The sequence below is a fragment of the Streptomyces sp. NPDC043870 genome (assembly GCF_056435785.1).
In genome coordinates this window covers 11850-33196 of sequence record NZ_JBWKDT010000010.1, presented here as the reverse complement: position 1 = coordinate 33196, position 21347 = coordinate 11850, and the positions used below count along the sequence as shown (strand labels likewise).

At 70.1% G+C, this 21347-nt stretch carries 21 protein-coding genes and 5 tRNA genes; 7 read left to right on the top strand and 19 right to left on the bottom strand.

The window, feature by feature from the left end; genetic code table 11:
- Positions 1-109: 109 nt before the first annotated feature.
- Positions 110-910 carry a bifunctional hydroxymethylpyrimidine kinase/phosphomethylpyrimidine kinase gene (gene thiD, locus AC0699_RS15295; RefSeq protein ID WP_478660031.1) on the bottom strand — a complete coding sequence of 267 codons (801 nt, stop codon included), beginning with the start codon at positions 908-910 and terminating at the stop codon, positions 110-112.
- Positions 907-1869: a thiamine-phosphate kinase gene (locus tag AC0699_RS15290; RefSeq protein ID WP_453663561.1), complete on the bottom strand. Its 963-nt coding sequence runs from the start codon at positions 1867-1869 to the stop codon at positions 907-909. The genes thiD and AC0699_RS15290 overlap by 4 nt, the downstream gene beginning before the upstream one ends.
- 245 nt (positions 1870-2114) lie before the next feature.
- Between AC0699_RS15290 and AC0699_RS15285 the strand changes: the two genes are divergently transcribed.
- Together AC0699_RS15285 and AC0699_RS15280 are read left to right on the top strand one after the other, a co-directional pair.
- The gene (locus AC0699_RS15285) at positions 2115-2348 is read left to right on the top strand and encodes an Lrp/AsnC family transcriptional regulator (RefSeq protein WP_017947604.1); all 234 of its coding nucleotides are present in this window, start codon (positions 2115-2117) and stop codon (positions 2346-2348) included.
- A gap of 23 nt (positions 2349-2371) precedes the next feature.
- A complete protein-coding gene (locus tag AC0699_RS15280) occupies positions 2372-2872 on the top strand; it encodes a DUF3515 domain-containing protein (RefSeq protein ID WP_478660298.1) in 501 nt (166 codons plus the stop codon).
- 47 nt (positions 2873-2919) lie between these two features.
- Here AC0699_RS15280 and AC0699_RS15275 read toward each other — a convergent pair whose 3' ends face one another.
- The 3 genes from AC0699_RS15275 to AC0699_RS15265 all read right to left on the bottom strand — a co-directional run bounded on the left by AC0699_RS15275 (position 2920) and on the right by AC0699_RS15265 (position 6072).
- Positions 2920-4092 (bottom strand): D-alanine--D-alanine ligase family protein, encoded by a 1173-nt coding sequence (locus AC0699_RS15275; protein ID WP_478660029.1) that lies wholly within the window; start codon positions 4090-4092, stop codon positions 2920-2922.
- 220 nt (positions 4093-4312) lie between these two features.
- Positions 4313-5323, bottom strand: a complete 1011-nt coding sequence (locus AC0699_RS15270) for an NAD(P)H-dependent glycerol-3-phosphate dehydrogenase (RefSeq protein WP_478660027.1) — start codon at positions 5321-5323, stop codon at positions 4313-4315.
- A complete protein-coding gene (locus tag AC0699_RS15265) occupies positions 5320-6072 on the bottom strand; it encodes a lysophospholipid acyltransferase family protein (protein WP_478660025.1) in 753 nt (250 codons plus the stop codon). Before AC0699_RS15265 ends, AC0699_RS15270 begins: the two co-directional genes overlap by 4 nt.
- Before the next feature lie 147 nt (positions 6073-6219).
- Here AC0699_RS15265 and cofC point away from each other — a divergent pair, with 147 nt between their 5' ends.
- Complete coding sequence (cofC, locus tag AC0699_RS15260; RefSeq protein ID WP_478660023.1) at positions 6220-6873, top strand: 2-phospho-L-lactate guanylyltransferase; 654 nt, start codon at positions 6220-6222, stop codon at positions 6871-6873.
- 311 nt (positions 6874-7184) lie between these two features.
- Entirely contained in the window at positions 7185-7388 is a 204-nt protein-coding gene (locus AC0699_RS15255) for a hypothetical protein (RefSeq protein ID WP_351223464.1), read from the top strand.
- A 155-nt stretch (positions 7389-7543) separates the two neighbouring features.
- On the opposite strand, the gene AC0699_RS15250 is transcribed toward AC0699_RS15255, so the two are convergent.
- The 4 genes from AC0699_RS15250 to leuC form a co-directional block, all read right to left on the bottom strand.
- A complete protein-coding gene (locus tag AC0699_RS15250) occupies positions 7544-8176 on the bottom strand; it encodes an HU family DNA-binding protein (RefSeq protein WP_478660020.1) in 633 nt (210 codons plus the stop codon).
- A 171-nt stretch (positions 8177-8347) separates the two neighbouring features.
- Positions 8348-8575, bottom strand: a complete 228-nt coding sequence (locus AC0699_RS15245; RefSeq protein ID WP_478660018.1) for an SCO5555 family protein — start codon at positions 8573-8575, stop codon at positions 8348-8350.
- Between the two features lie 104 nt (positions 8576-8679).
- The gene (gene leuD, locus AC0699_RS15240) at positions 8680-9273 is read right to left on the bottom strand and encodes a 3-isopropylmalate dehydratase small subunit (RefSeq protein WP_478660016.1); all 594 of its coding nucleotides are present in this window, start codon (positions 9271-9273) and stop codon (positions 8680-8682) included.
- A 5-nt stretch (positions 9274-9278) separates the two neighbouring features.
- The gene (leuC, locus tag AC0699_RS15235; protein ID WP_478660013.1) at positions 9279-10712 is read right to left on the bottom strand and encodes a 3-isopropylmalate dehydratase large subunit; all 1434 of its coding nucleotides are present in this window, start codon (positions 10710-10712) and stop codon (positions 9279-9281) included.
- 187 nt (positions 10713-10899) lie between these two features.
- Between leuC and ndgR the strand changes: the two genes are divergently transcribed.
- Positions 10900-11616 carry an IclR family transcriptional regulator NdgR gene (ndgR, locus tag AC0699_RS15230; protein WP_469770411.1) on the top strand — a complete coding sequence of 239 codons (717 nt, stop codon included), beginning with the start codon at positions 10900-10902 and terminating at the stop codon, positions 11614-11616.
- Between the two features lie 188 nt (positions 11617-11804).
- Here ndgR and AC0699_RS15225 read toward each other — a convergent pair whose 3' ends face one another.
- Positions 11805-12290 (bottom strand): DUF4188 domain-containing protein, encoded by a 486-nt coding sequence (locus tag AC0699_RS15225; protein WP_478660010.1) that lies wholly within the window; start codon positions 12288-12290, stop codon positions 11805-11807.
- A gap of 85 nt (positions 12291-12375) precedes the next feature.
- On the opposite strand from AC0699_RS15225, the gene AC0699_RS15220 reads away from it, so the two are divergent.
- Positions 12376-13014 (top strand): MerR family transcriptional regulator, encoded by a 639-nt coding sequence (locus AC0699_RS15220; RefSeq protein WP_478660008.1) that lies wholly within the window; start codon positions 12376-12378, stop codon positions 13012-13014.
- A 65-nt stretch (positions 13015-13079) separates the two neighbouring features.
- Here AC0699_RS15220 and AC0699_RS15215 read toward each other — a convergent pair.
- The 9 genes from AC0699_RS15215 to AC0699_RS15175 form a co-directional block, all read right to left on the bottom strand.
- Positions 13080-13152, bottom strand: a tRNA-Glu gene (locus tag AC0699_RS15215).
- 27 nt (positions 13153-13179) lie between these two features.
- A tRNA-Gln gene (locus AC0699_RS15210) sits at positions 13180-13251 on the bottom strand.
- Between the two features lie 16 nt (positions 13252-13267).
- Positions 13268-13340: transfer RNA gene (locus AC0699_RS15205), tRNA-Glu, on the bottom strand.
- Between the two features lie 61 nt (positions 13341-13401).
- Positions 13402-13474, bottom strand: a tRNA-Glu gene (locus AC0699_RS15200).
- A gap of 21 nt (positions 13475-13495) precedes the next feature.
- Positions 13496-13567 (bottom strand) — tRNA-Gln (locus AC0699_RS15195).
- Positions 13568-13658: 91 nt separating this feature from the next.
- A complete protein-coding gene (locus tag AC0699_RS15190) occupies positions 13659-14381 on the bottom strand; it encodes an HAD family hydrolase (protein WP_478660006.1) in 723 nt (240 codons plus the stop codon).
- 291 nt (positions 14382-14672) lie between these two features.
- Entirely contained in the window at positions 14673-16145 is a 1473-nt protein-coding gene (gene gltX, locus AC0699_RS15185; protein WP_478660004.1) for a glutamate--tRNA ligase, read from the bottom strand.
- Positions 16138-16935: a fumarylacetoacetate hydrolase family protein gene (locus AC0699_RS15180; protein WP_478660002.1), complete on the bottom strand. Its 798-nt coding sequence runs from the start codon at positions 16933-16935 to the stop codon at positions 16138-16140. Before AC0699_RS15180 ends, gltX begins: the two co-directional genes overlap by 8 nt.
- Before the next feature lie 81 nt (positions 16936-17016).
- Positions 17017-17193, bottom strand: a complete 177-nt coding sequence (locus AC0699_RS15175) for a hypothetical protein (RefSeq protein WP_478660000.1) — start codon at positions 17191-17193, stop codon at positions 17017-17019.
- Between the two features lie 539 nt (positions 17194-17732).
- On the opposite strand from AC0699_RS15175, the gene AC0699_RS15170 reads away from it, so the two are divergent.
- Complete coding sequence (locus AC0699_RS15170) at positions 17733-21344, top strand: sensor histidine kinase (RefSeq protein ID WP_478659998.1); 3612 nt, start codon at positions 17733-17735, stop codon at positions 21342-21344.
- The last annotated feature ends 3 nt before the right edge of the window (positions 21345-21347 follow it).

Sequence of the window (21347 nt, the reverse complement as noted above, 5' to 3'; positions counted from 1 at the left end):
TACGGACCGTTCTGCGGACGCTCTGCGGACCGTTCTGCGGCGGTTCTGCGGACCGTTCCACGGACAGGCCGATCCGCGTCCACGGACCGGCCTGTCCGCCCGGGCCCTGTCAGGCCTGGCGGAATCGCCAGCCGTGATCCACCGGGCCGATCCCACCGCCCAGCGCGAAGCCCACGGCGATCGCGCCCGTGACGTACTCCTTCGCGTCCCGGACGGCCTCGGGGACGGATCGCCCCTTCGCCAGCCCCGCCGCCACCGCCGAGGCGAGCGTGCAGCCCGTGCCGTGCGTGTGCCGGTTGTCGTGCCGCGGCGCGCGCAGCCAGTGCTCCTCGGCGCCGTCCGTCAGCAGGTCCACGGCGTCGCCTTCGAGATGGCCGCCCTTGATCAGCGCCCAGCGCGGCCCGTAGGCGAGCACCGCGTCGGCCGCTCGCCGCAGATCTGTCTCGGTCTCCACCTGTACGCCGGTGAGCTGGGCGACCTCGTCCAGGTTCGGCGTCGCCACGGTCGCGGCCGGCAGCAGCTTCGTACGTACGGAATTCAGCGCGGACGCCGCCAGCAGGGCGTCCCCGTGCTTGGAGACACCGACCGGATCGACGACGACCGGCGCATCGGTCCCGGCCAGCAGCTCGGCGACCGTCTCGACGAGCTCGGCCGACGCCAGCATCCCGGTCTTCACGGCCTGGACGCCGATGTCGTCGACGACACTGCGGTACTGGGCGCGTACCGCCTCGACCGGAAGCTCCCAGGCGCCCTGCACACCGAGCGAGTTCTGCGCGGTGACGGCCGTGATCACACTCATTCCGTGCACGCCGAGGGCGAGCATGGTCTTCAGGTCGGCCTGGATGCCGGCGCCGCCGCCGGAGTCGGACCCGGCGACGGTCAGCACCCGCGGCGGCGCCACGCGGGTCATGATCCTTCCCCGAAGTGGTCCCAGCCGCCCTTGTTCGTCCAGGGCGCCCCGTCCACGGTCACCTGCGGCAGGGCAGACGGGTTGAGCACCTCGCCGATCACCTTCCAGCGGGCGGGCAGTTTCACGTCCGCCGGGAAGGTCGCGACGATCGCGTGGTCCTCGCCGCCGCTGAGCACCCACTGGAGCGGGTCGACGCCCACGGCCTGGCCGATGTCGTTCATCTGCGAGGGGATGTCGATGAGTCCGGAACGCAGGTCGATACGGACCTTGCTGGCTTCGGCGATATGGCCGAGGTCGGCGACGAGCCCGTCGCTGACGTCGGTCATGGCGGTGGCGCCGAGTCCGGCGGCGGCCGGGCCCGCGTGGTACGGCGGTTCGGGGCGCCGGTGGGCCTCGACGAAGGCGCGGGGCGAGCGGAAGCCGCGCGAGAGGACCGCGTGCCCGGCGGCGGACCAGCCCAACCAGCCGGTATAGGCGACGACATCGCCGGGCTGGGCGCCGGCCCGGGTCACCGGGTCGTGGTTGCGCAGATCGCCGAGCGCGGTGATCGCCACGGTGATGGTGTCGCCGCGCACGACATCGCCGCCGACCACGGCCGCGCCCGCGACCTGGCATTCGTCGCGGATGCCGTCCATCAGCTCGGTGGCCCAGGTGACCGGGAGGTCGGCGGGGACGACGAGACCGAGCAGCAGCGCGGTCGGTACGGCGCCCATGGCCGCGATGTCGGCGAGGTTCTGCGCGGCCGCCTTGCGGCCCACGTCGTACGCGGTCGACCAGTCGCGGCGGAAGTGCCGTCCCTCCAGGAGGAGGTCGGTGCTGGCCACGACCCTGCGGTCGGGTGCCGCCACGACCGCGGCGTCGTCGCCGGGTCCGAGCCGTACCGCGGGGGTGGAGGTCAGCCGGGAGGTGAGCTCCTTGATGAGTCCGAACTCCCCCAGCTCGCCCACAGTGCCCTTCATCACGTCATGCCCTTCGTCGCCGCGGTGCCGCCGGATGCCCCGGCCGCCCACCTGTTCTTCGTGCGGTAGCGAGCCGTCACCGCTGTAGGTACCGTCGAGTAGGCCCTGTGGCCCATCAACTTCTGTGCCTTGTACGCCACGCTGCGAGCGCATCGGGGCGCGCAGGTCTCCCCGCGGCCCGCGGCGACGCGATACCGTGGCGTCTCTTCTCCCCACATGATCCTCGTGGCCGCCGTGGAGGTTCCGTGGTACAGGCGTACATCCTTATTCAGACCGAGGTGGGCAAGGCGTCGACGGTCGCCGACACCATCTCCAAGATCCCGGGGGTGATCCAGGCCGAGGACGTCACAGGTCCTTACGACGTGATCGTGCGTGCGCAGGCCGATACGGTCGATGAGCTGGGTCGCATGGTGGTCGCCAAGGTCCAGCAAGTGGACGGCATCACGCGAACGCTGACCTGCCCGGTCGTGCACCTGTAGCCCCCGTCTACGCTTGGCCGGTGATGTCTCCCCGCCGGCTTCTGTCTCTGCCCGCCGCCGCAGCGCTGCTGGCCGCTGCGGGCTGTTCCTCCACGGACGCTCCCGCGTCGATCACGGTTCCCGCTCCTCCCGCCGAGGAGAAGACTCTGTGCCGGGCGCTGCACAAGGCGCTGCCGGAGTCCGTGGCCGGCGAGGGCCGTCGGGACCCCGAGCCGCGTTCCGAGCTGACCGCCGGGTGGGGGGACGCCGCGATCGTACTGCGCTGCGGCGTCCCCCGGCCCGCGGGTCTGCTGAGCGAGAAGGCGGACGGGGTGGTGGTGAACGGCGTCGAATGGTTCGCCGAGGAACTGGCGGACGGTGCCCGGTTCACCACCACGTACCGCAAGACCTATGTCGAGGTGACGCTGTCGAAGCGGTTCACCGACGTGGGACCGCTGACCGAACTGGCGGGACCGGTCGAGAAGACGGTCCCGCCACGTTTCGAGGCAGCCCCCGGCGCACCCCGCGCCTCGGACGCCCCTTAGGTCCTGATCCGGTCCGGTCCTCATCGGTCCGGTCGACCCGACACTCCCTAGCGCAGGCCCGTCGAGCGCCGCAGCGCCGCCTGGATCAGCCGGTCGACGAGCTCCGCGTAGCCGACACCGGTCTCCTGCCACATCCGCGGGTACATGGAGATCGGGGTGAAGCCCGGCATGGTGTTGATCTCGTTGATCACGAACTCGCCGTCCTCGGTGAGGAAGAAGTCCGCGCGGACCAGTCCCTCGCAGGACGCGGCCTCGAACGCCTCGATCGCGAGCCGCCGCACCTCGGCGGTCTCCTCGTCGGTCAGCGGCGCGGGCACGAGTCCGGTCGCCGAGTCGATGTACTTGGCCTCGAAGTCGTAGAAGTCGTGCGAGGAGACGGGCGGGATCTCGGCGGGCACACTGGCGCGGGGCCCGTCCTCGAACTCCAGCACTCCGCATTCGATCTCTCGGCCGTGCAGCAGCGCCTCGACCAGGATCTTGGGGTCGTGGCGCTGGGCATCGGCGATGGCCTCGTCAAGACCGGAGAGGTCGTCGACCTTGGTGATGCCGATCGAGGAGCCGGCACGGGCGGGCTTCACGAAGAGCGGCCAGCCGTGCGCGCCGGCGAAGTCGACGATCTTCTTGCGGGCGGCGGAAGGATCCTGCGCCCATTCACGGGGCCGGATCACCTCGTACGGGCCGACGGGCAGACCGAAGGAGGTGAAGACCCGCTTCATGTACTCCTTGTCCTGGCCGACGGCCGAGGCGAGGACGCCCGCGCCGACGTACGGGATGCCGGAGAGTTCCAGCAGGCCCTGCAGGGTGCCGTCCTCGCCGTACGGGCCGTGCAGCATCGGGAAGACGACGTCGACCTCACCGAGCGCCTTGGGCACGGAACCCGGCTCGCTGTAGACCACCTCGCGGTTGGCCGGGTCGACGGAGAGGACGACGCCGCCCTCGGCCGATTCGGCGAGGTCGGAGACGGAGGGCAGCTTCCGGTCGGCGATGGCCATCCGGTCCGGCTCGTCGGCCGTCAGCGCCCAGCGGCCGTCCGTCGTGATGCCGATGGGCAGCACGTCGTACTTGGTGCGGTCGATGGCGCGCAGTACGGCGCCTGCCGTCACGACGGAGATCGCGTGCTCGGAGCTGCGGCCGCCGAAGACGACCGCGACGCGCGGCTTGCGGCGCGCCTCGCCTCCGGTGGAGGCGAGGTCGTGGCTGTGGGAGGGGTTCTCGCTCATATCGCGACGAGACTACCCTGCGCGTTCCGCCCGCCGAAGGGGCGCGCCCCGCCCCTTCCCGAACCGGGGCCCCGGCCCCGGACCCCTGCACGCTCCTCGGGCCTGCCGCAGGACGGGCCCGGAACGCACCGGTGCCGTCCGGGCGGCCCGGGTGTCCGACCCGGACAGGCCCTGAGAGGTGTCCGTCCCGGACAGCCCTGAGAGCGGGAGGGGACAGGCCCTAGTGCCGCTCGGGCTTCGCGCTGCGCGACATCAGTTCCTTCAGCGCGACGACCGGCGGCTTGCCCTCGTGGACGATGGACACGACGGTCTCGGTGATGGGCATGTCGACGCCGTGCCGCCGGCCCAGATCCAGTACGGACTCACAGGACTTGACGCCCTCGGCGGTCTGCTTGGTGGCGGCGATGGCCTCCTGGAGCGTCATGCCGCGGCCGAGGTTGGTGCCGAAGGTGTGGTTGCGGGAGAGCGGCGAGGAGCAGGTGGCGACGAGGTCGCCGAGTCCGGCGAGGCCGGAGAAGGTCAGCGGGTCGGCGCCCATGGCGAGGCCGAGGCGGGTCGTCTCGGCGAGTCCGCGCGTGATGAGGGTGGCCTTGGAGTTGTCGCCGAGGCCCATGCCGTCCGCGATGCCGACGGCGAGACCGATGACGTTCTTGATCGCACCGCCGAGTTCGCAGCCGACGACGTCGGTGTTGGTGTACGCGCGGAAGTACGGGGTCATGCAGGCGGACTGCAGCCGCTGGGCGACCGTTTCGTCGGCGCAGGCGACGACCGCGGCGGCGGGCTGGCGTTCGGCGATCTCCTTGGCGAGGTTGGGTCCGGTGAGGACGGCGACGCGCTCGGCCGGGGCCTTCGCGACCTCTTCGATGACCTCGCTCATCCGCTTTGCGGTGCCGAGTTCGACGCCCTTCATCAGGGAGACGAGGACGGTGTCGGGGGCCAGCTTGGGCGCCCATTCCGTGAGGTTGGCGCGCAGGGTCTGGGAGGGCACGACGAGGACGGTGAAGTCCGCGTCGCGGGCGGCCTCGGCGGGGTCGGTGGTGGCCCGTACCGCCTCGGGGAGCTGGAATCCCGGCAGATAGTCGGGGTTGGTGCGCGTGGTGTTGATGGCGTCGACGAGTTCTGCGCGGCGGCCCCACATGGTCACCTCGCAGCCGGCGTCGGCGAGCACCATGGAGAAGGCGGTGCCCCAGGAGCCGGTGCCGAACACGGCGGCCTTGACGGTGCGTGTCACTTGGTTCCCTCCCCGGCGGCCTTCCGCCGCTGTTCCGCGCGGGCCGTGCGGTGGTCGTACGGCTCGGCGGGTGCCTTCTCGCCTCGTACGTCCTCCAGCAGTGCGGTGATCGCGGCCATGATGACCTCGGTGGCCTCGCGCAGCACTTCGGGAGTCGGCTCCAGGCCGTGGAACCGGGAGAGGTCGACGGGCGGTCCCGCCTGCACGATCAGCGTCTTGCGCGGGAACAGCTGGAGCTTGTTCTCCTTGGCGTACGGCGGCATTGCCAGGTTGGCGCCCCACTGGGCGACCGGGATGACCGGTGCCTTGGTGAGCAGGGCGATGCGTGCGGCACCGGTCTTGCCCGCCATCGGCCACATGTCGGGGTCGCGGGTCAGCGTGCCTTCCGGGTAGAAGGCGACGCACTCGCCGCGCTCGATGGCGTCGACGGCGGCTCGGAACGCGTCCAGGGCGTTCGTCGTCTCGCGGTACACGGGAATCTGACCGGTGCCGCGGAGCATCGTGCCGACGAAGGAGCCCTTGAAGAGCGCGGCCTTCGCCAGGAAGCGCGGGACACGTCCGGTGTTGTACTGGAAGTGCGCGTAGGAGAGCGGGTCCAGATAGGAGTTGTGATTCACCGCCGTGATGAATCCTCCGTCGGCCGGAATGTGCTCCATTCCTCGCCAGTCCCGCTTGAACAGAACCACCAACGGCGGTTTCGCGATGACCGCCGCCAGGCGGTACCAGAAGCCGATTCTGCGGCGGGACACTCGGACACCTTCCTCTTTGGACCTGGCTGCTGCCTGGCTGCTGGGGGTCAAGTGTCGCCCCAGGCCCCTGGTCTGTCGAGAACACGGTACGCCCCGGCTTCGCGACCGGAGCCCCGGGCCGCCGTGCGGGCAGGCGACAATGGGCCCGTGCACTGGTCACTGGTCGTTCCGCTGAAGCCCCTCGCGCTGGCCAAGAGCAGGCTGGCACAGGCCATGGGCGGTGCGATGCGGCCGCAATTCGCACTTGCCTTCGCCCAGGACACGGTGGCGGCGGCGCTGGCCTGCGCCGCGGTACGGGATGTGGCGGTCGTCACGGACGATCCGGTGGCCGCTGCCGAGCTGGCCGCGCTGGGTGCGCGTGTCGTGCCGGACGCGCCCGGTGCGGGGCTCAACGCGGCGCTGGCGCATGGGGCCGAGGCAGTGCGCACGGTACGCCCGGGCGCGGCGGTGGCGGCGCTCAACGCGGATCTGCCGGCGCTGCGGCCTGCTGAATTGACACGGGTGCTCACGGTGGCCGCGCAATTTCCGCGGGCTTTTCTCGCGGACGCCGCAGGAATTGGCACGACATTCCTGTCGGCCACGCCCGGCACAAAATTGCACCCGGCTTTCGGCGGGAGTTCCCGGCACCGGCATTTGGCCTCCGGGGCTGTGGAAATCGAATTGGACGGCGTCGAGTCGATGCGCCGCGACGTGGACACCGGGGAGGATCTGCTGGCCGCGCTCACGCTGGGCGTGGGGCCGCGGACGGCCGCGCGGTGCGCGACGGCGCCGATGCCGGGCGCTCGCCACGAGGGCGTCTAGGGCCTGTCGTTTGGATCACGCCGGATCAGCGAGCGGGGTCTGGTCCCTAGGCCTGATCAGCCGGACTCGACCTGGACCCCGCCGCAGCGCCGGCACGCCCTGCACGTGGTTCCGGAGCGGCCCGGTACCCCCGGTGGGCCCGGAAGGTGTCCGTCCTCGATCGGCTCCGGTCTGCGCCCTCGGTCGCCGAACGGACTCCTCCGGAGCGGTTGGGCCCCCCGGGCGAAGCTCTGAGGGAGATCGAGGACCGCGCGGGCCCGCCACAGGCGCCCGAGGCCGGGGCGCCCATGCGTGCCCGTTACGCTCTGGGCATGCAGGCGACCGCGTACACGTACGACTCAGAGACCCGCAGCGGAAGTGTGCTGCTCGACGACGGCACGCCGGTGGAGTTCGACGCCGCCGCGTTCGACGCCGGCGGGCTGCGGCTGCTGCGGCCGGGACAGCGGGTGCGGATCGAGACCGAGGGCAAGGGCGATGCCCTGCGGATCACGCTGGTGACGCTGCAGACGCTCTAGGGCAGAGGCAGGCGCAACAGCAGACGCAGATGTAGATGTAGATGTAGATGTAGATGTAGATGTAGATGTAGGCATAGACCGTAGACGCGCCGCGGGCCGGGCTCCCCTCAAGGAGTCCGGCCCGTCGCGTGAGTGGCCCTGTGCTGTTGTGCCGCTTACTTCTTGCGGGCGGTGGCCTTCTTGGCGGTGGTCTTGCGCGCCGTGGCCTTCTTCGCGGGCGCCTTCTTGGCCACCGCCTTCTTGGCGGGGGCGGTCTTCTTGGCCGCGGCCGCCTTCTTGGCGGGTGCCGCCTTCTTCGCTGCGGCCGTGGTCTTCTTGGCGGGCGCCTTCTTGGCCACCGCCTTCTTGGCGGTCACCTTCTTGGCGGGAGCGGCCTTCTTGGCCGTGACCTTCTTCGCCGCGGCCTTCTTGGCGGTCGCCTTCTTCGCGGCGGCCTTCTTCGCGGCCGCGCCGACCTGGAGGCTGCCCTTGGGGGCCTTCTTGACGGCGACTTCGCCGCCCCTGGGGAGCTTCTTGGAGCCGCTCACCAGGTCCTTGAAGCCCTGGCCCGCGCGGAACCGCGGTACCGAGGTCTTCTTGACCCGCACGCGCTCACCCGTCTGCGGGTTGCGGGCGTAGCGGGCCGGGCGGTCGACCTTCTCGAACGAGCCGAAGCCGGTGACCGAAACCCGGTCGCCGCCGACAACCGCGCGGACGATCGCGTCGAGTACCGCGTCGACAGCATCGGCGGCCTGCTGGCGGCCACCCATCTTGTCGGCAATCGCTTCTACGAGCTGCGCCTTGTTCACGTCTTCCCCTTCGGAGACATTGCCGGAACGAAACTGTTCAAGCTTTTTCGCACGCTAGGCAGATATATACCGCAAATCAAACACGAAACGGGCTAATCACCCTAGTGCCGCAACGAAGTCGACCGTCGCGGCCACGCGGCGGAGCCGCATATCGGCCCAGTCACCGGGTGGTCAGTCGCCTTGGGGGAAACGACCTTCGTCGAGGTCGTTCATCAACCGGTCCAGACGCCTTGCGGCGTCTACGAGATCGTGCTTCGCCGCGGCCGTGATGACCAGCAGCTTCCGGGACAGCGCCATCCTTACGCCCTCCGGGACTTGCAGTGCGCGCACTCGTGTGTGCGCTTCCTTCAATCGGGCCGCGACTGCCTCGTAGAGCTCGAGTTGGCTGTCACGTTCCATGCACCGATTGTGCCATCTGGGGCGAGTTGTCGCCCGACAGGGTCTCAACAAGCGGCTGCGCCCTCCACCGGACGGTGGAGGGCGCAGTACGGGAAAAGCGCTGCTCAGACCTCAATTGTACGGGGCTTGAAGGCGGGCCTGGACGCCTCGTAGGCCGCGATGTCCGCTTCGTTCTGAAGGGTGAGGCTGATGTCGTCGAGTCCGTTCAACAGCCGCCAGCGAGCGTTCTCGTCCAGCTCGAAGTCGGCGGTGATGCCTGCCGCGCGGACCTGGCGCTCCTCCAAGTCCACGGTGATTTCCGCGCTCGGGTCGGCCTCGGTCAGCTCCCACAGCCGGTCCACCGTCTCCTGCGGCAGAACCACGGTCAGCAGCCCGTTCTTGAGCGAGTTGCCGCGGAAGATGTCGGCGTAGCGGGCGGAGATGACGGCCTTGAAGCCGTAGTTCTGGAGCGCCCAGACGGCGTGTTCGCGGGACGAGCCGGTGCCGAAGTCGGGACCGGCGACCAGCACCGTGGCGCCCTGCCGCTCGGGCTGGTTGAGGACGAAGTCGTCGTTCTTGCGCCAGGCCTCGAAGAGTCCGTCCTCGAAGCCGTCGCGGGTGACCTTCTTCAGCCAGTGGGCCGGGATGATCTGGTCGGTGTCGACGTTGCTGCGGCGCAGCGGGACGGCCCGGCCGGTGTGCGTGGTGAAAGCTTCCATGGTGTTCAGACTCCGGCGGGCGTACGGGTGGCAGACAGGTCGGTCAGATCGGCGGGCGAGGCCAGATGGCCGAGCACCGCGGTGGCGGCGGCGACCTGCGGCGAGACCAGATGGGTCCGGCCGCCCTTGCCCTGCCGGCCCTCGAAGTTGCGGTTGGAGGTGGAGGCGGAGCGCTCACCGGGGGCCAGCTGGTCGGGGTTCATGCCCAGACACATCGAGCAGCCCGCATGCCGCCATTCGGCGCCGGCCTCCTTGAAGACCTTGTCCAGGCCCTCCTCGACGGCCTGCAGCGCGACCCGTACGGAGCCGGGGACGACCAGCATCCGTACGCCGTCGGCGACTTTGCGGCCGTCCAGGACCGAGGCCGCGGAGCGCAGGTCCTCGATACGCCCGTTGGTGCAGGAGCCTACGAAGACGGTGTCGACGTTGATGTCGCGCAGCGCCTGTCCGGCGGTCAACCCCATGTACTCCAGGGCCTTTTCGGCGGCCAGCCGCTCCGAAGCGTCCTCGTACGAAGCCGGGTCGGGGACGTTCGCCGACAGGGGTGCGCCCTGGCCGGGGTTGGTGCCCCAGGTGACGAACGGGGAGAGCGAAGCGGCGTCGATGAAGACCTCGGCGTCGAATACGGCGTCGTCGTCGGTGCGCAGGGTCTTCCAGTACGCGACCGCCGCGTCCCAGTCCTCGCCCTTGGGGGCGTGGTCGCGCCCCTGCAGATAGTCGAACGTGGTCTGGTCCGGGGCGATCATGCCCGCCCGGGCGCCGGCCTCGATCGACATGTTGCAGATGGTCATGCGGGCCTCCATCGAGAGCTTCTCGATGGCGGAACCGCGGTACTCCAGGATGTAGCCCTGGCCGCCACCCGTACCGATCTTGGCGATGATCGCCAGGATCAGGTCCTTGGCGGTGACGCCGTCGGGCAGCTCGCCCTCGACGGTGATCGCCATGGTCTTGGGGCGGGCCATCGGCAGCGTCTGGGTGGCCAGCACGTGCTCGACCTGCGAGGTGCCGATACCGAACGCCAGAGCGCCGAAGGCGCCGTGCGTGGAGGTGTGCGAGTCGCCGCAGACCACGGTGGTGCCGGGCTGGGTCAGGCCCAGCTGCGGCCCCACGACGTGGACGACGCCCTGCTCGACATCGCCCAGCGGGTGCAGCCGGACGCCGAACTCGGCGCAGTTCTTGCGCAGGGTCTCCAACTGCGCGCGGGAGACGGGGTCGGCGATGGGCTTGTCGATGTCGAGGGTGGGGGTGTTGTGGTCCTCGGTCGCGATGGTGAGGTCCAGCCGCCGCACCCGGCGACCGTTCAGACGGAGACCGTCGAACGCCTGCGGGCTGGTCACCTCGTGCAGGAGGTGCAGATCGATGAAGAGCAGGTCGGGCTCGCCATCGGCGCGCCGGACGACATGGTCGTCCCAGACCTTCTCCGCGAGTGTCCTACCCATCGCTTTCCCTCCGGCCCGGCAGCGCCGCCGGGCCCAACTAGAGATCGATTGCGTCGCCGTCCGCACCTCGGACACGCCTTGGTGCCGGGCGGGGGACGCTGGCCCTTGTGCGGCCGTACATCCAGGTTCGCAACTTCTCGGAGAAATTGAACTTGCGTTTCACAGAGTGAGACGTGAATATCGTTGCATGGACAACTCTAGCGGCGTCGGCGTTCTCGACAAGGCAGCTCTGGTACTGAGCGCCCTGGAGTCCGGTCCGGCCACCCTCGCCGGGCTGGTCGCGGCGACAGGGCTTGCACGACCCACGGCACATCGCCTTGCCGTGGCTCTGGAACACCACCGGATGGTGGCGAGGGACATGCAGGGCCGGTTCATCCTGGGCCCGCGCCTGGCTGAGCTCGCCGCGGCGGCGGGCGAGGACCGGCTGCTGGCCACGGCGGGACCGGTGCTGACTCATCTGCGCGATGTGACCGGCGAGAGCGCGCAGCTCTATCGCCGGCAGGGAGACATGCGCATCTGCGTGGCGGCCGCCGAGCGGCTGTCCGGACTTCGGGACACGGTCCCCGTCGGCTCCACGCTCACGATGAAGGCCGGCTCCTCGGCCCAGATCCTGATGGCCTGGGAGGAGCCCGAGCGGCTGCACCGCGGCCTGCAGGGCGCCCGCTTCACGGCGACGGCCCTCTCGGGCGTGCGGCGCCGCGGCTGGGCCCAGTCGATCGGCGAGCGCGAGCCGGGCGTCGCCTCGGTCTCGGCGCCCGTCCGCGGCCCCTCCAACCGGGTCGTGGCCGCGGTCTCGGTCTCCGGCCCGATCGAGCGTCTGACCCGCCACCCTGGCCGTATGCATGCCCAGGCGGTCATCGACGCGGCCGGCCGCCTCTCGGACGCGCTGCGCCGCGCGGGCTGATCCCCGGGGGCACCGCCCCCGAGCTTCGTTTCGCCGTGCGGGCGGGGCTACGAAAGGGACGGGCACCCCGGTCGACCGGGGTGCCCGTCCTCCATCGCCCCCGGAGCGTCACCTGGGGCCACCAGGCCGCAGGGCGTAGGGGGAGATGGAGGCGCGGGGGTCCGCGGCGGAGCCCCCGACGCCATGGCTCAGGCCGCCTTGAGCCGGTCCGCCGCGTGGTCCCCGCGCCGGCCGACCGGGACGACACCGGTCGCCTCCCCCAGGCCGAACGCGGGCATGTTGACGTAGACGGACTCGTACGAGCCGGCCGGGACGATGTATGTCTCGTGCCAGAAGCCGACCTTGCCCCGCCCGTCGCGCATCCGCCGGTTGAAGGCCGCCCAGGCCGGGCGGTGCTCCTTGTCCTGCGCGGACGCGTAGGCGAGCAGCTTCTCGGCGGACTCCCAGTACTGCACGGTGTAGATCACCCTCGGCCCGCCCAGCAGCAGCCGGTAGCCCAGGAGTCCGCTGTCCTTGTCCTTCGACAGCTCCCTCAGCATGCGTGGCATGGCCGTGAACGTCGGCCACCAACTCCGCACCGCGCGGAAGCTGTTGATCCGCATCCCGATGAGGAAGACGGTCACTCCGTCCTGCGACTCCGCCGTCATGCGCCCCTGAATCGGCTGCTTGCTCATTGCGGTCCCCCTTGCAAGGATCATTGGATAGTGGAGCTATCTACTGATTGGATAGTGCCACTCTCCAACGAAAGGCGCAAGGGAAATGAGACTGGCAGAGCTCAGCGAGCGCAGCGGCGTCCCCACCGCCACGATCAAGTACTACCTGCGTGAGCGACTGCTGCCGCCCGGCCGGCGGGTCAGCGCCACCCAGGCCGAGTACGACGAGGAGCACCTGCGCAGGCTCCGGCTGGTCCGGGCGCTGATCTCGGTCGGCGGGATACCTGTGGCCACCGCCCGTGAGGTTCTCGCCGCCGTCGCCGACGACACTCTCGACCACCACATGCGGCTCGGCGCCGCCGTATGGGCCCTCCCTCACGGCCCCGAGCCGGACGAGGAGGACACCGCCACGAAGACGGCCCGCCGGACCGCCGACGCGCTCCTGGACCGGCTCGGCTGGAACTTCAGCAGTGAGGTGGGCGCCGGATCACCGCCGTATCGGATGCTGGTCTCCGCGATCGCCACGATGCTGCGACTCGGCTACCCCTGCGATGTGGAGCAGCTGCTCCCCTACGCCGACAGCGCCGGCCAACTGGCGGTCAGCGACCTGGACTTGGTGGAGCGGTACGAGGCCGAGGAGGAGCAGGTGGAGGCCGCGGTGGCGTTCACCGTGCTGTACGAGCCGGTGCTGCTGAGCCTGCGCCGACTGGCCCAGGCCGAGGAGTCGAACCGTCGCTTCGGCTGAGACATGGCCTCGGGCGAGACATACGAGAAAGGCCCTCCCCTGCTGGGGAGGGCCTTCTCTTCACGTACCCCCGACCGGATTCGAACCGGCGCTACCGCCTTGAGAGGGCGGCGTGCTAGGCCGCTACACAACGGGGGCAAGATCTTGATCCATGGACTGGATCCGCTGGGCTACCAGGACTCGAACCTAGACTAAATGAACCAGAATCACTCGTGCTGCCAATTACACCATAGCCCATGGTGGTATAGACCAGTACCCCCGACCGGATTCGAACCGGCGCTACCGCCTTGAGAGGGCGGCGTGCTAGGCCGCTACACAACGGGGGCCCTAGCGATCCTGCATCGGTGTCATCGGGAGCGACCCTGGTGACACCGCGGGAAGGATCTGTACCCCCGACCGGATTCGAACCGGCGCTACTGCCTTGAGAGGGCAGCGTGCTAGGCCGCTACACAACGGGGGCTTTGCAGATGAGCTCTGCGAGCTGGCCTACCAGGACTCGAACCTAGACTAACTGAACCAGAATCAGTCGTGCTGCCAATTACACCATAGGCCACCAAAACTCAACCCCCCTGCGGGGGTTTTGTTCGGGTTGTGCGCTTTCGGTTCCGGGCTTTCGACCCGCTCCCGTCGGCGCAGGAAGAACATTACCTGAAGGTGGACGGCGCTCCAAAACGGGTATCCGGCCGCAGCAGGCCGGGCAGCTCCTCCAGACCGGTGATCCGGATCAGCTCCGGCCGGCCCCCGAGCCCGCCGCGATCCAGCCAGATGCCGGTCAGACCCGCCGCGACGGCTCCTCCCGCGTCGATGTCCGGCTGGTCTCCGACATACGCGACGTCCTGCGGCGCCAGCCCGAGCGCGTCGCACGCGGCGTGGAAGGCGGCGGCCTCGGGCTTGGCGATTCCCAGCTCGGCCGCGCACACGACCGCCTCGAAGCGGTCGCGTACGCCGAGCACCGTCAGCTTGCGGTGCTGGTTGTGGATCGAGGAGTTCGACAGGACGCCGTGCCGGAAGTCGGCAGCCAGCAGCTCCAGTACGGGCAGGGCGTCGGGGAAGAGCTGCCAGGCGGCCTCGTAGTGCGCGAGGTAGCGGGCGAACCACTCGTCGGCCTCGGCATCGCTCATGCCGAGCACCCCGAGAAAGTCCCGCACCCGGTCCCGCCGCTGCTCCTCGAAATCGACACCACCGGCCTCGAAGCGCCGCCAGTGGATCCGGGTGAGCTCCTTCCAACGAGCGAGGGCCTGGTCGACGGAGCCGTACCCGTTGACCAGGCCCTCGGCCTGAAGATGCCGCTCCATGCCGGTGCGGTCGGCGCCGGCATAGTCGAAGATCGTGTCGTCGATGTCCCAGAGGACGGCTCGGATCGGCATGATCCGAGGCTAGCCCCGACCCGGCCCCGGCTGGGGGCTCGGGGGTCATCCCCCGAAGAATGCAGCGCCGATGCCCCACAGGACGGCTCGGATCGGCATGATCCGAGGCTACGCCGGTCCAGTGACCGCCCCCACGGGACGACGAAGAGGCCTTGGGGGTCTGCCCTGTCCGGTGGATCTTGCTGGGCGCCGGCCTGGGCCCACCGGACAGGCCCTGGCCGCGGCCTCCGACAACGCCGGAGGGGCGGCAGCCGCACCGGCTGCCGCCCCTGAAGGCCGTACGGGATCCGCTTACTCCGCCAGCTTCGCCAGCGCCGCGTCGATGCGGGCCAGCGTGCGCTCCTTGCCCAGGATCTCCAGGGACTCGAAGAGCGGGAGACCCACCGTGCGGCCGGTGACCGCGACGCGGACCGGGGCCTGGGCCTTGCCGAGCTTGAGGCCGTGTGCCTCGCCCGCGGCCAGGACCGCCTCCTTCAGCGACTCCGGGCTCGTCCAGTCCGCGGCATCCAGCTTCTCGCGGGCGGTGCGCAGCAGGGCGTCCGAGCCCTCCTTCATCGCCTTCTGCCAGGACGCCTCGTCCTCGACCGGCTCCTTCAGGAAGAGGAAGTCGACATTGGCGGTGATGTCGGAGAGGACCGTGAGGCGGGTCTGGGCGTACGGGGCGATCGCCTCCCAGGCGGCCCGGTCGAAGTCCTCGGGTGCCCAGTTGGCGTGCGGGGCCGTCAGCCAGGGCTCGCAGGCCTCGGTGAACGCCTTCACATCGAGCCGGCGGATGTGGTCCGCGTTGATCGCCTCGGCCTTCTTCAGGTCGAAGCGGGCAGGGTTGGCGTTGACGTCCGCGACGTCGAACTTCTCGATCAGCTCGGCGACCGTGAAGATGTCCTGGTCGGCCGAGAACGACCAGCCCAGCAGGGAGAGGTAGTTGAGCAGGCCCTCCGGGAGGAAGCCGCGTTCCCGGTAGAGGTTGAGCGAGGCCTGCGGGTCACGCTTGGAGAGCTTCTTGTTGCCCTCGCCCATCACGTACGGCAGGTGACCGAAGGCCGGGATCTCCTTGGCGACGCCGAGTTCGATCAGCGCCTTGTAGAGCGCGATCTGGCGCGGGGTGGAGGACAGCAGGTCCTCACCGCGCAGCACGTGCGTGATCTCCATCAGCGCGTCGTCGACGGGGTTGACGAGCGTGTAGAGGGGGGCTCCGCTGGCCCGGACGATGCCGTAGTCCGGCACATTCTCCGGGGTGAAGGTGAGCTCGCCGCGGACCAGGTCGGTGAAGGTGATCGGCTCGTCGGGCATCCGGAAGCGGACGATCGCCTCGCGGCCCTCGCGCACGTAGACGGCCTTCTGCTCCTCGGTCAGGTCGCGGCAGTGGCCGTCGTAGCCGGACGGCCTGCCGGCGGCGCGGGCGGCCTCGCGGCGCTGGTCCAGTTCGGTAACGCTGCAGTAGCAGTGGTACGCGTAGCCACCGGCGAGCAGCTTCTGCGCGATGTCCTTGTAGAGGTCCATGCGCTGCGACTGGCGGTACGGGGCGTGCGGGCCACCGATCTCGGGGCCCTCGTCCCAGTCGAGGCCGAGCCAGCGCATCGAGTCGAGCAGCTGGTTGTACGACTCCTCGGAGTCGCGGGCCGCGTCGGTGTCCTCGATACGGAAGACCATGGTGCCCTGGTGGTGCCGGGCGAACGCCCAGTTGAACAGGGCGGTGCGGACCAGGCCCACATGGGGGTTGCCGGTCGGCGAGGGACAGAAACGTACGCGGATCGCGTTAGCCACGCTTGATCACCTTGTTGGTGAGAGTGCCGATGCCTTCGATGGTGACGGCGACTTCGTCGCCGACGTTGAGGGGGCCGACCCCGGCGGGGGTGCCGGTGAGGATGACGTCCCCGGGAAGGAGCGTCATGGCCTCCGTGATGTGGACGACCAGGTCCTCGATGGAGCGGATCATGTCGCTCGTACGACCCAGCTGTCGCTGCTCGCCGTTGACCGTGCACTGGATGGCGAGGCCCTCGGCGATCGCGGCCGGGTCGAGGCCCGTCTCCACCCAGGGGCCGAGCGGGCACGAGGTGTCGAAGCCCTTGGCGCGGGCCCACTGCTTCTCGCGCTTCTGGGCGTCGCGCGCGGTCACGTCGTTGGCGCAGGTGTAGCCGAAGATGACGTCCTTCACGCGTTCGCGCGGGACCTCGCGGCACATGCGGCCGATCACGACGGCGAGCTCGGCCTCGTGGTGCAGCTCGTTGGAGAAGGAGGGGTACTCGATCGCGTCGCCGGAGCCGATCACCGAGGTGGTGGGCTTGAAGAAGGCGACCGGGACCTCGGGCACCTCGTTGCCGAGCTCCGCCGCGTGCTCCGCATAGTTGCGGCCGATGGCCACGACCTTGTTGGGGAGGACGGGCGGCAGCAGCCGGACCTTGCTCAGCGGGACCTTCGTGCCCGAGAGCTCGAAGTCCGTGTAGGGAATGCCCTTGATGATGTCGAGGACGAGACCGGACGGCTCGCCGGTTCCCTCCCCCTCGACCGCGCCGAAGGCGACATTGCCGTCGATGGAGAATCTGGCGATGCGCACGGGTGCCTCGCGCCCCTCTACTTCCGCTGGCTGGAGTCTGACGCTCCAGGCTAACGCGCGAGAGGGGCCCGACCTCCCGTATTACTGCGCCACCGGGGCGTCCATGAGGGTGGTACGGCGGGGGTTGGCGGTCCGGGCGGGGAGTTCGGCCGACTGTTCCGGCTGGACCTCTCGCTGCAGCTCGTCGGCGTCCTCGAGGTGCGCCAGCGTCGTGCGGCGGGGGTTGGCTATGTTGCGGAACATCATCGTCGTCTTCATCGCTCGCCTAGTCAGAGTGCCGTTGCTTGTAAAGCGTCAGGCTAAACATCCAATTGCCTGCGAAAGCATGGGGGACTCAACGATCTCCATGTGAGTTTGCTCACGGCTTGGCGGTTAATTCCGTCATTTCGGACAGCCAGAGACCCCACTAGAAACGGACATTGCATAACTGAATGAGTCATTCCGCTCCTGATCATGTCGACTGGGACACCCCCCACCCCTAAGCGACTCGTCCGTAAATGCCCGATTGATCCGCGATCACTTTCTACGGTTTGTGACACGTTGCTCACAACGTGTCACTCAGGTCACAGCCCGGTACACGGCTCTTGTTGGAGATCCGGCACTGTGCTGGAATTCCACGCACCGCCGCGGGTTTCAGGCCGGCGCGCAGGGGGCGCAACGCAGCGCCGAGTGGCGGCGGGAAGGGGGAGAAGCGCCGGTCACTCCACGACCACCATGGGGCGCCTCCACCGCCCCACGACGCCGACACCGTCCCGCCGTTCTGCGGAGGGACGCCTGGTCCAGAGGTTGCGACGCTAGTGCAGGGACGATTCAAGAGGGATGGCAGCGCTGCGGCTGAACAGGAGTCGCACGGCGGGACCGACCGCGGCTCCTCGCCCCAGCACACCCAGAACCAGGGCCCGGCGGGCGATGGCGGTGATCGCGGGCAGCGCTCCGGTGCGAGCGCTCCGGCCGCTCCCGAGCCCACGGACCGCCCCAAGTCCAAGTCCAAGTCCAAGAGCCCGTCCGACACAGGCTCGCGAATAGCCCTGCGCAACTGGCGCATCAGCACCCGACTGGTCTCCCTGCTCGCACTCCCCGTCGTCGCGGCGACCACGCTGGGCGGACTCCGTATCAACGAGTCCATGAGCGACATCGAGCAGCTCGACCACATGCAGCTGCTCACGAAGCTGACCAAGGAAGCGACCGCCCTCGCCGAGGCGCTCCAGAAGGAGCGCGACCACGCGGCCGGCCCGATGTCCCACCAGGGCGATGTGTCGCAGTTCGACGTCGCCCAGCCCCGCAAGGACACCGACCGCAAGCGGGCGTCGTTCCTCGCCGCGACCGTCAGCATCGGTGACACCTCGGGCGACGACGCGCTGGAGAGCATCCACTCCAACGTCAGCCAGATCGCCCAGCAGGTCAACACGATCAACGAGATCCGCAAGGACGCCTACGACAAGGGCGTCACGCACTCGCAGACAGTCACCCAGTACAGCCGTCTGATCGAGTCGCTGCTCAGCCTGTCCCAGGACATGGCCCAGGCGACCAACAACCCGGACATGATCAAGCGGACCCGTGCGCTGGCCGCGTTCTCCTCCGCCAAGGAGTACGCGTCGATCCAGCGGGCGATCATCGCCGCCGCGCTCCCCTCGACCGCCAACTCGGTCGGCAGCATGACGGAGAACGACCGCCTCACCGGTGAGGACGCCCGGACCAACGAGGGCACCGAACTGGACTCCTTCAAGCGGATCTACTCCGGACTCGGCGGTGACGTCGAGGAGCTGACGAAGCCGCTCGAGGACGGCAACACCGAGATCTCCGAGGCCAACGACTACGCGACCCGGGTACTGCGCACTCCGGGTGGTCTCGAGCGCGGGGAGCGCCGCACCTACAAGGACTGGACCGACCAGGCCGACACCAAGATCGACGCGATGAACACCATCGAGAAGACGCTTCTCGGTGAGATGGAGAGCAAGGCCCGCGAGCTCAAGCAGGAGTCGCAGCAGGACGCCATCATCAACGGTGCGCTGATCCTGGTCGTGCTCGGTGTGTCGCTCGTCGGCGCCTTCGTCGTGGCGCGCTCCATGATCCGCTCGCTGCGCCGGCTGCAGGACACGGCCACCAAGGTCGCCCAGGACCGCCTGCCCGAACTGGTCAAGCAGCTCTCCGAGTCCGACCCGCAGGACGTCGACACCACCGTCGAGTCCGTCGGTGTGCACTCCCGGGACGAGATCGGCAAGGTGGCCGCGGCCTTCGACGACGTGCACCGCGAGGCGGTCCGCCTAGCCGCCGAGCAGGCCCTGCTGCGGGGCAACGTCAACGCGATGTTCACCAACCTCTCGCGCCGCTCCCAGGGTCTTATCCAGCGTCAGCTGTCGCTGATCTCCGAGCTGGAGTCCCGCGAGGCCGACCCGGACCAGCTGTCCTCCCTCTTCAAGCTGGACCACCTCGCGACCCGTATGCGCCGTAACGGCGAAAACCTCCTCGTCCTCGCGGGCGAGGAGCCGGGCCGCCGCTGGACCCGGCCCGTCCCGCTCGTCGACGTGCTCCGTGCCGCCGCCTCCGAGGTGGAGCAGTACGAGCGCATCGAACTGGCCGCGGTCCCGGCGACCGAGGTCGCCGGCCGCGTCGTCAACGACCTCGTGCACCTCCTCGCCGAGCTGCTGGAGAACGCCACCTCGTTCTCCTCTCCGCAGACCAAGGTCCGGGTGACCGGTCACGCGCTGCCGGACGGCCGCGTCCTGGTCGAGATCCACGACACCGGTATCGGCCTCTCCCCCGAGGACCTGGCCGCGATCAACGAGCGGCTCGCGTCGCCGCCGACCGTGGACGTCTCGGTCTCCCGCCGCATGGGTCTGTTCGTGGTCGGCCGCCTGTCTCTGCGGCACGGCATCCGGATCCAGCTCCGTCCCTCCGACTCCGGTGGTACGACCGCGCTGGTCATGCTCCCTGTCGATGTGGCGCACGGTGGCAAGAAGCCCCAGGCCAAGCCCGGTGCCGGTGGCCAGGGCGCGGTACCGCAGGGGCCCGCGGGCGGCGGTCGCCTGACCGGCGGTCCGGGCTCGGCCGGTGGCGGCCGTGCCGGTCTCGGCAGCGGTCCTTCGGCCGGCTCCGGCGGGCTGCTGGGCGCCGGTGCGCCGCGCGGCCAGGTCGGCGCCGGATCGGCTCCGCGTGCGGCCCTTCCCGCGCGCGACGGTGCTCCCTTCCAGGGCGGCCCGGGACAGGACGCCTCGCACCAGGACTTCTCCCGTCAGAGCGGCGCTCCCGCGGGTGGGTTCGGCGCGGACAGCGGCCGCGGGCGGCAGGGTGCCACTTCGGCACCGGGCGCGCAGGACCGTAACGAATCACGTCAGTCCGGGCTGACCGGCCAGGGCGGCCGTGGCCGCAGCTCCGGCCGGCACACCGCCCAGGCGGGCGGCGACCGCGGCCGTCAGCTGCCGTCGTCCGGTGCCCCGCGCGCCGAGCTGCCCGGCAACGGCCCGCAGGCACCGCGCCCGCAGGCCACCAGCTGGGGCAACGAGCAGCCGTCGGCCCCGCAGCAGCGTCCGCCGCTCGACGCCCCGCGCGGCCACGAGGAGCCCGAGACCACCGGCCAGTTCGCCCGTCCGATGGGCGCGGCGGACCGGCAGGGCCCCGGCTCCACGGCCGAGTTCGCGCGGCCCGACTACAACGGCCCCCGCCCCGGTGGACAGGACCCGGCGGCCACGGAGCAGTTCGCGCGTCCGGACTTCGGGGGCGCCTCCCCCGCCGGAGGCTACGGCGGACAGCAGCGTCCCGCGGCGCCCGCGCCCGGTCAGCCGGGAGCCCCGCGCCAGCGCGGCCGGGACACCGCCGATTTCGGCGCCCCGCGTCCGCCCGCCGCGAGCCTGCCCCCGCAGCCGCAGCCGGAGGCACTGCCGCCGGCCGGCCCGGGGGACGGCCGTACGCCGCTGTACGACACGCTGGAGACGAACTGGTTCCACGGCGGCCCGGGCGGACAGGCCGGCGGGGGCGCGCAGCCCCCTGCCGCACCGCAGCAGCCGCCCGCCGGGCGTCCTGCCCAGGCGATGCCGCCGCGCCGTCCGGCCGGTGGTCCCGCGGGCCAGCAGGGCCAGGCCGGGCAGACCGGCCAGCACAACGCGAGCGGTGCCGCCTGGCGCACCTCGCCCAACGACGAGCTGGTGCGCCAGGCCGAGCGGGTCCGCAAGCCCGCGGCCGGCGGTATCACCACCTCGGGCCTGCCCAAGCGGGTGCCGCGCGCCAACCTGGTGCCCGGGACCGCTCAGGAGCAGAACCACCAGTCCGGTCCTCAGGTCTCCCGCGCTCCCGATGACGTTCGGGGCCGGCTGACCAATCTCCGTCGGGGAATCCAGCAAGGTCGTCAGGCGGGCGGCTCCGGCAACACCGGCAGCTTCAACGTCGGCCCCAATCACCAGCAGGAGCGTTAGTTG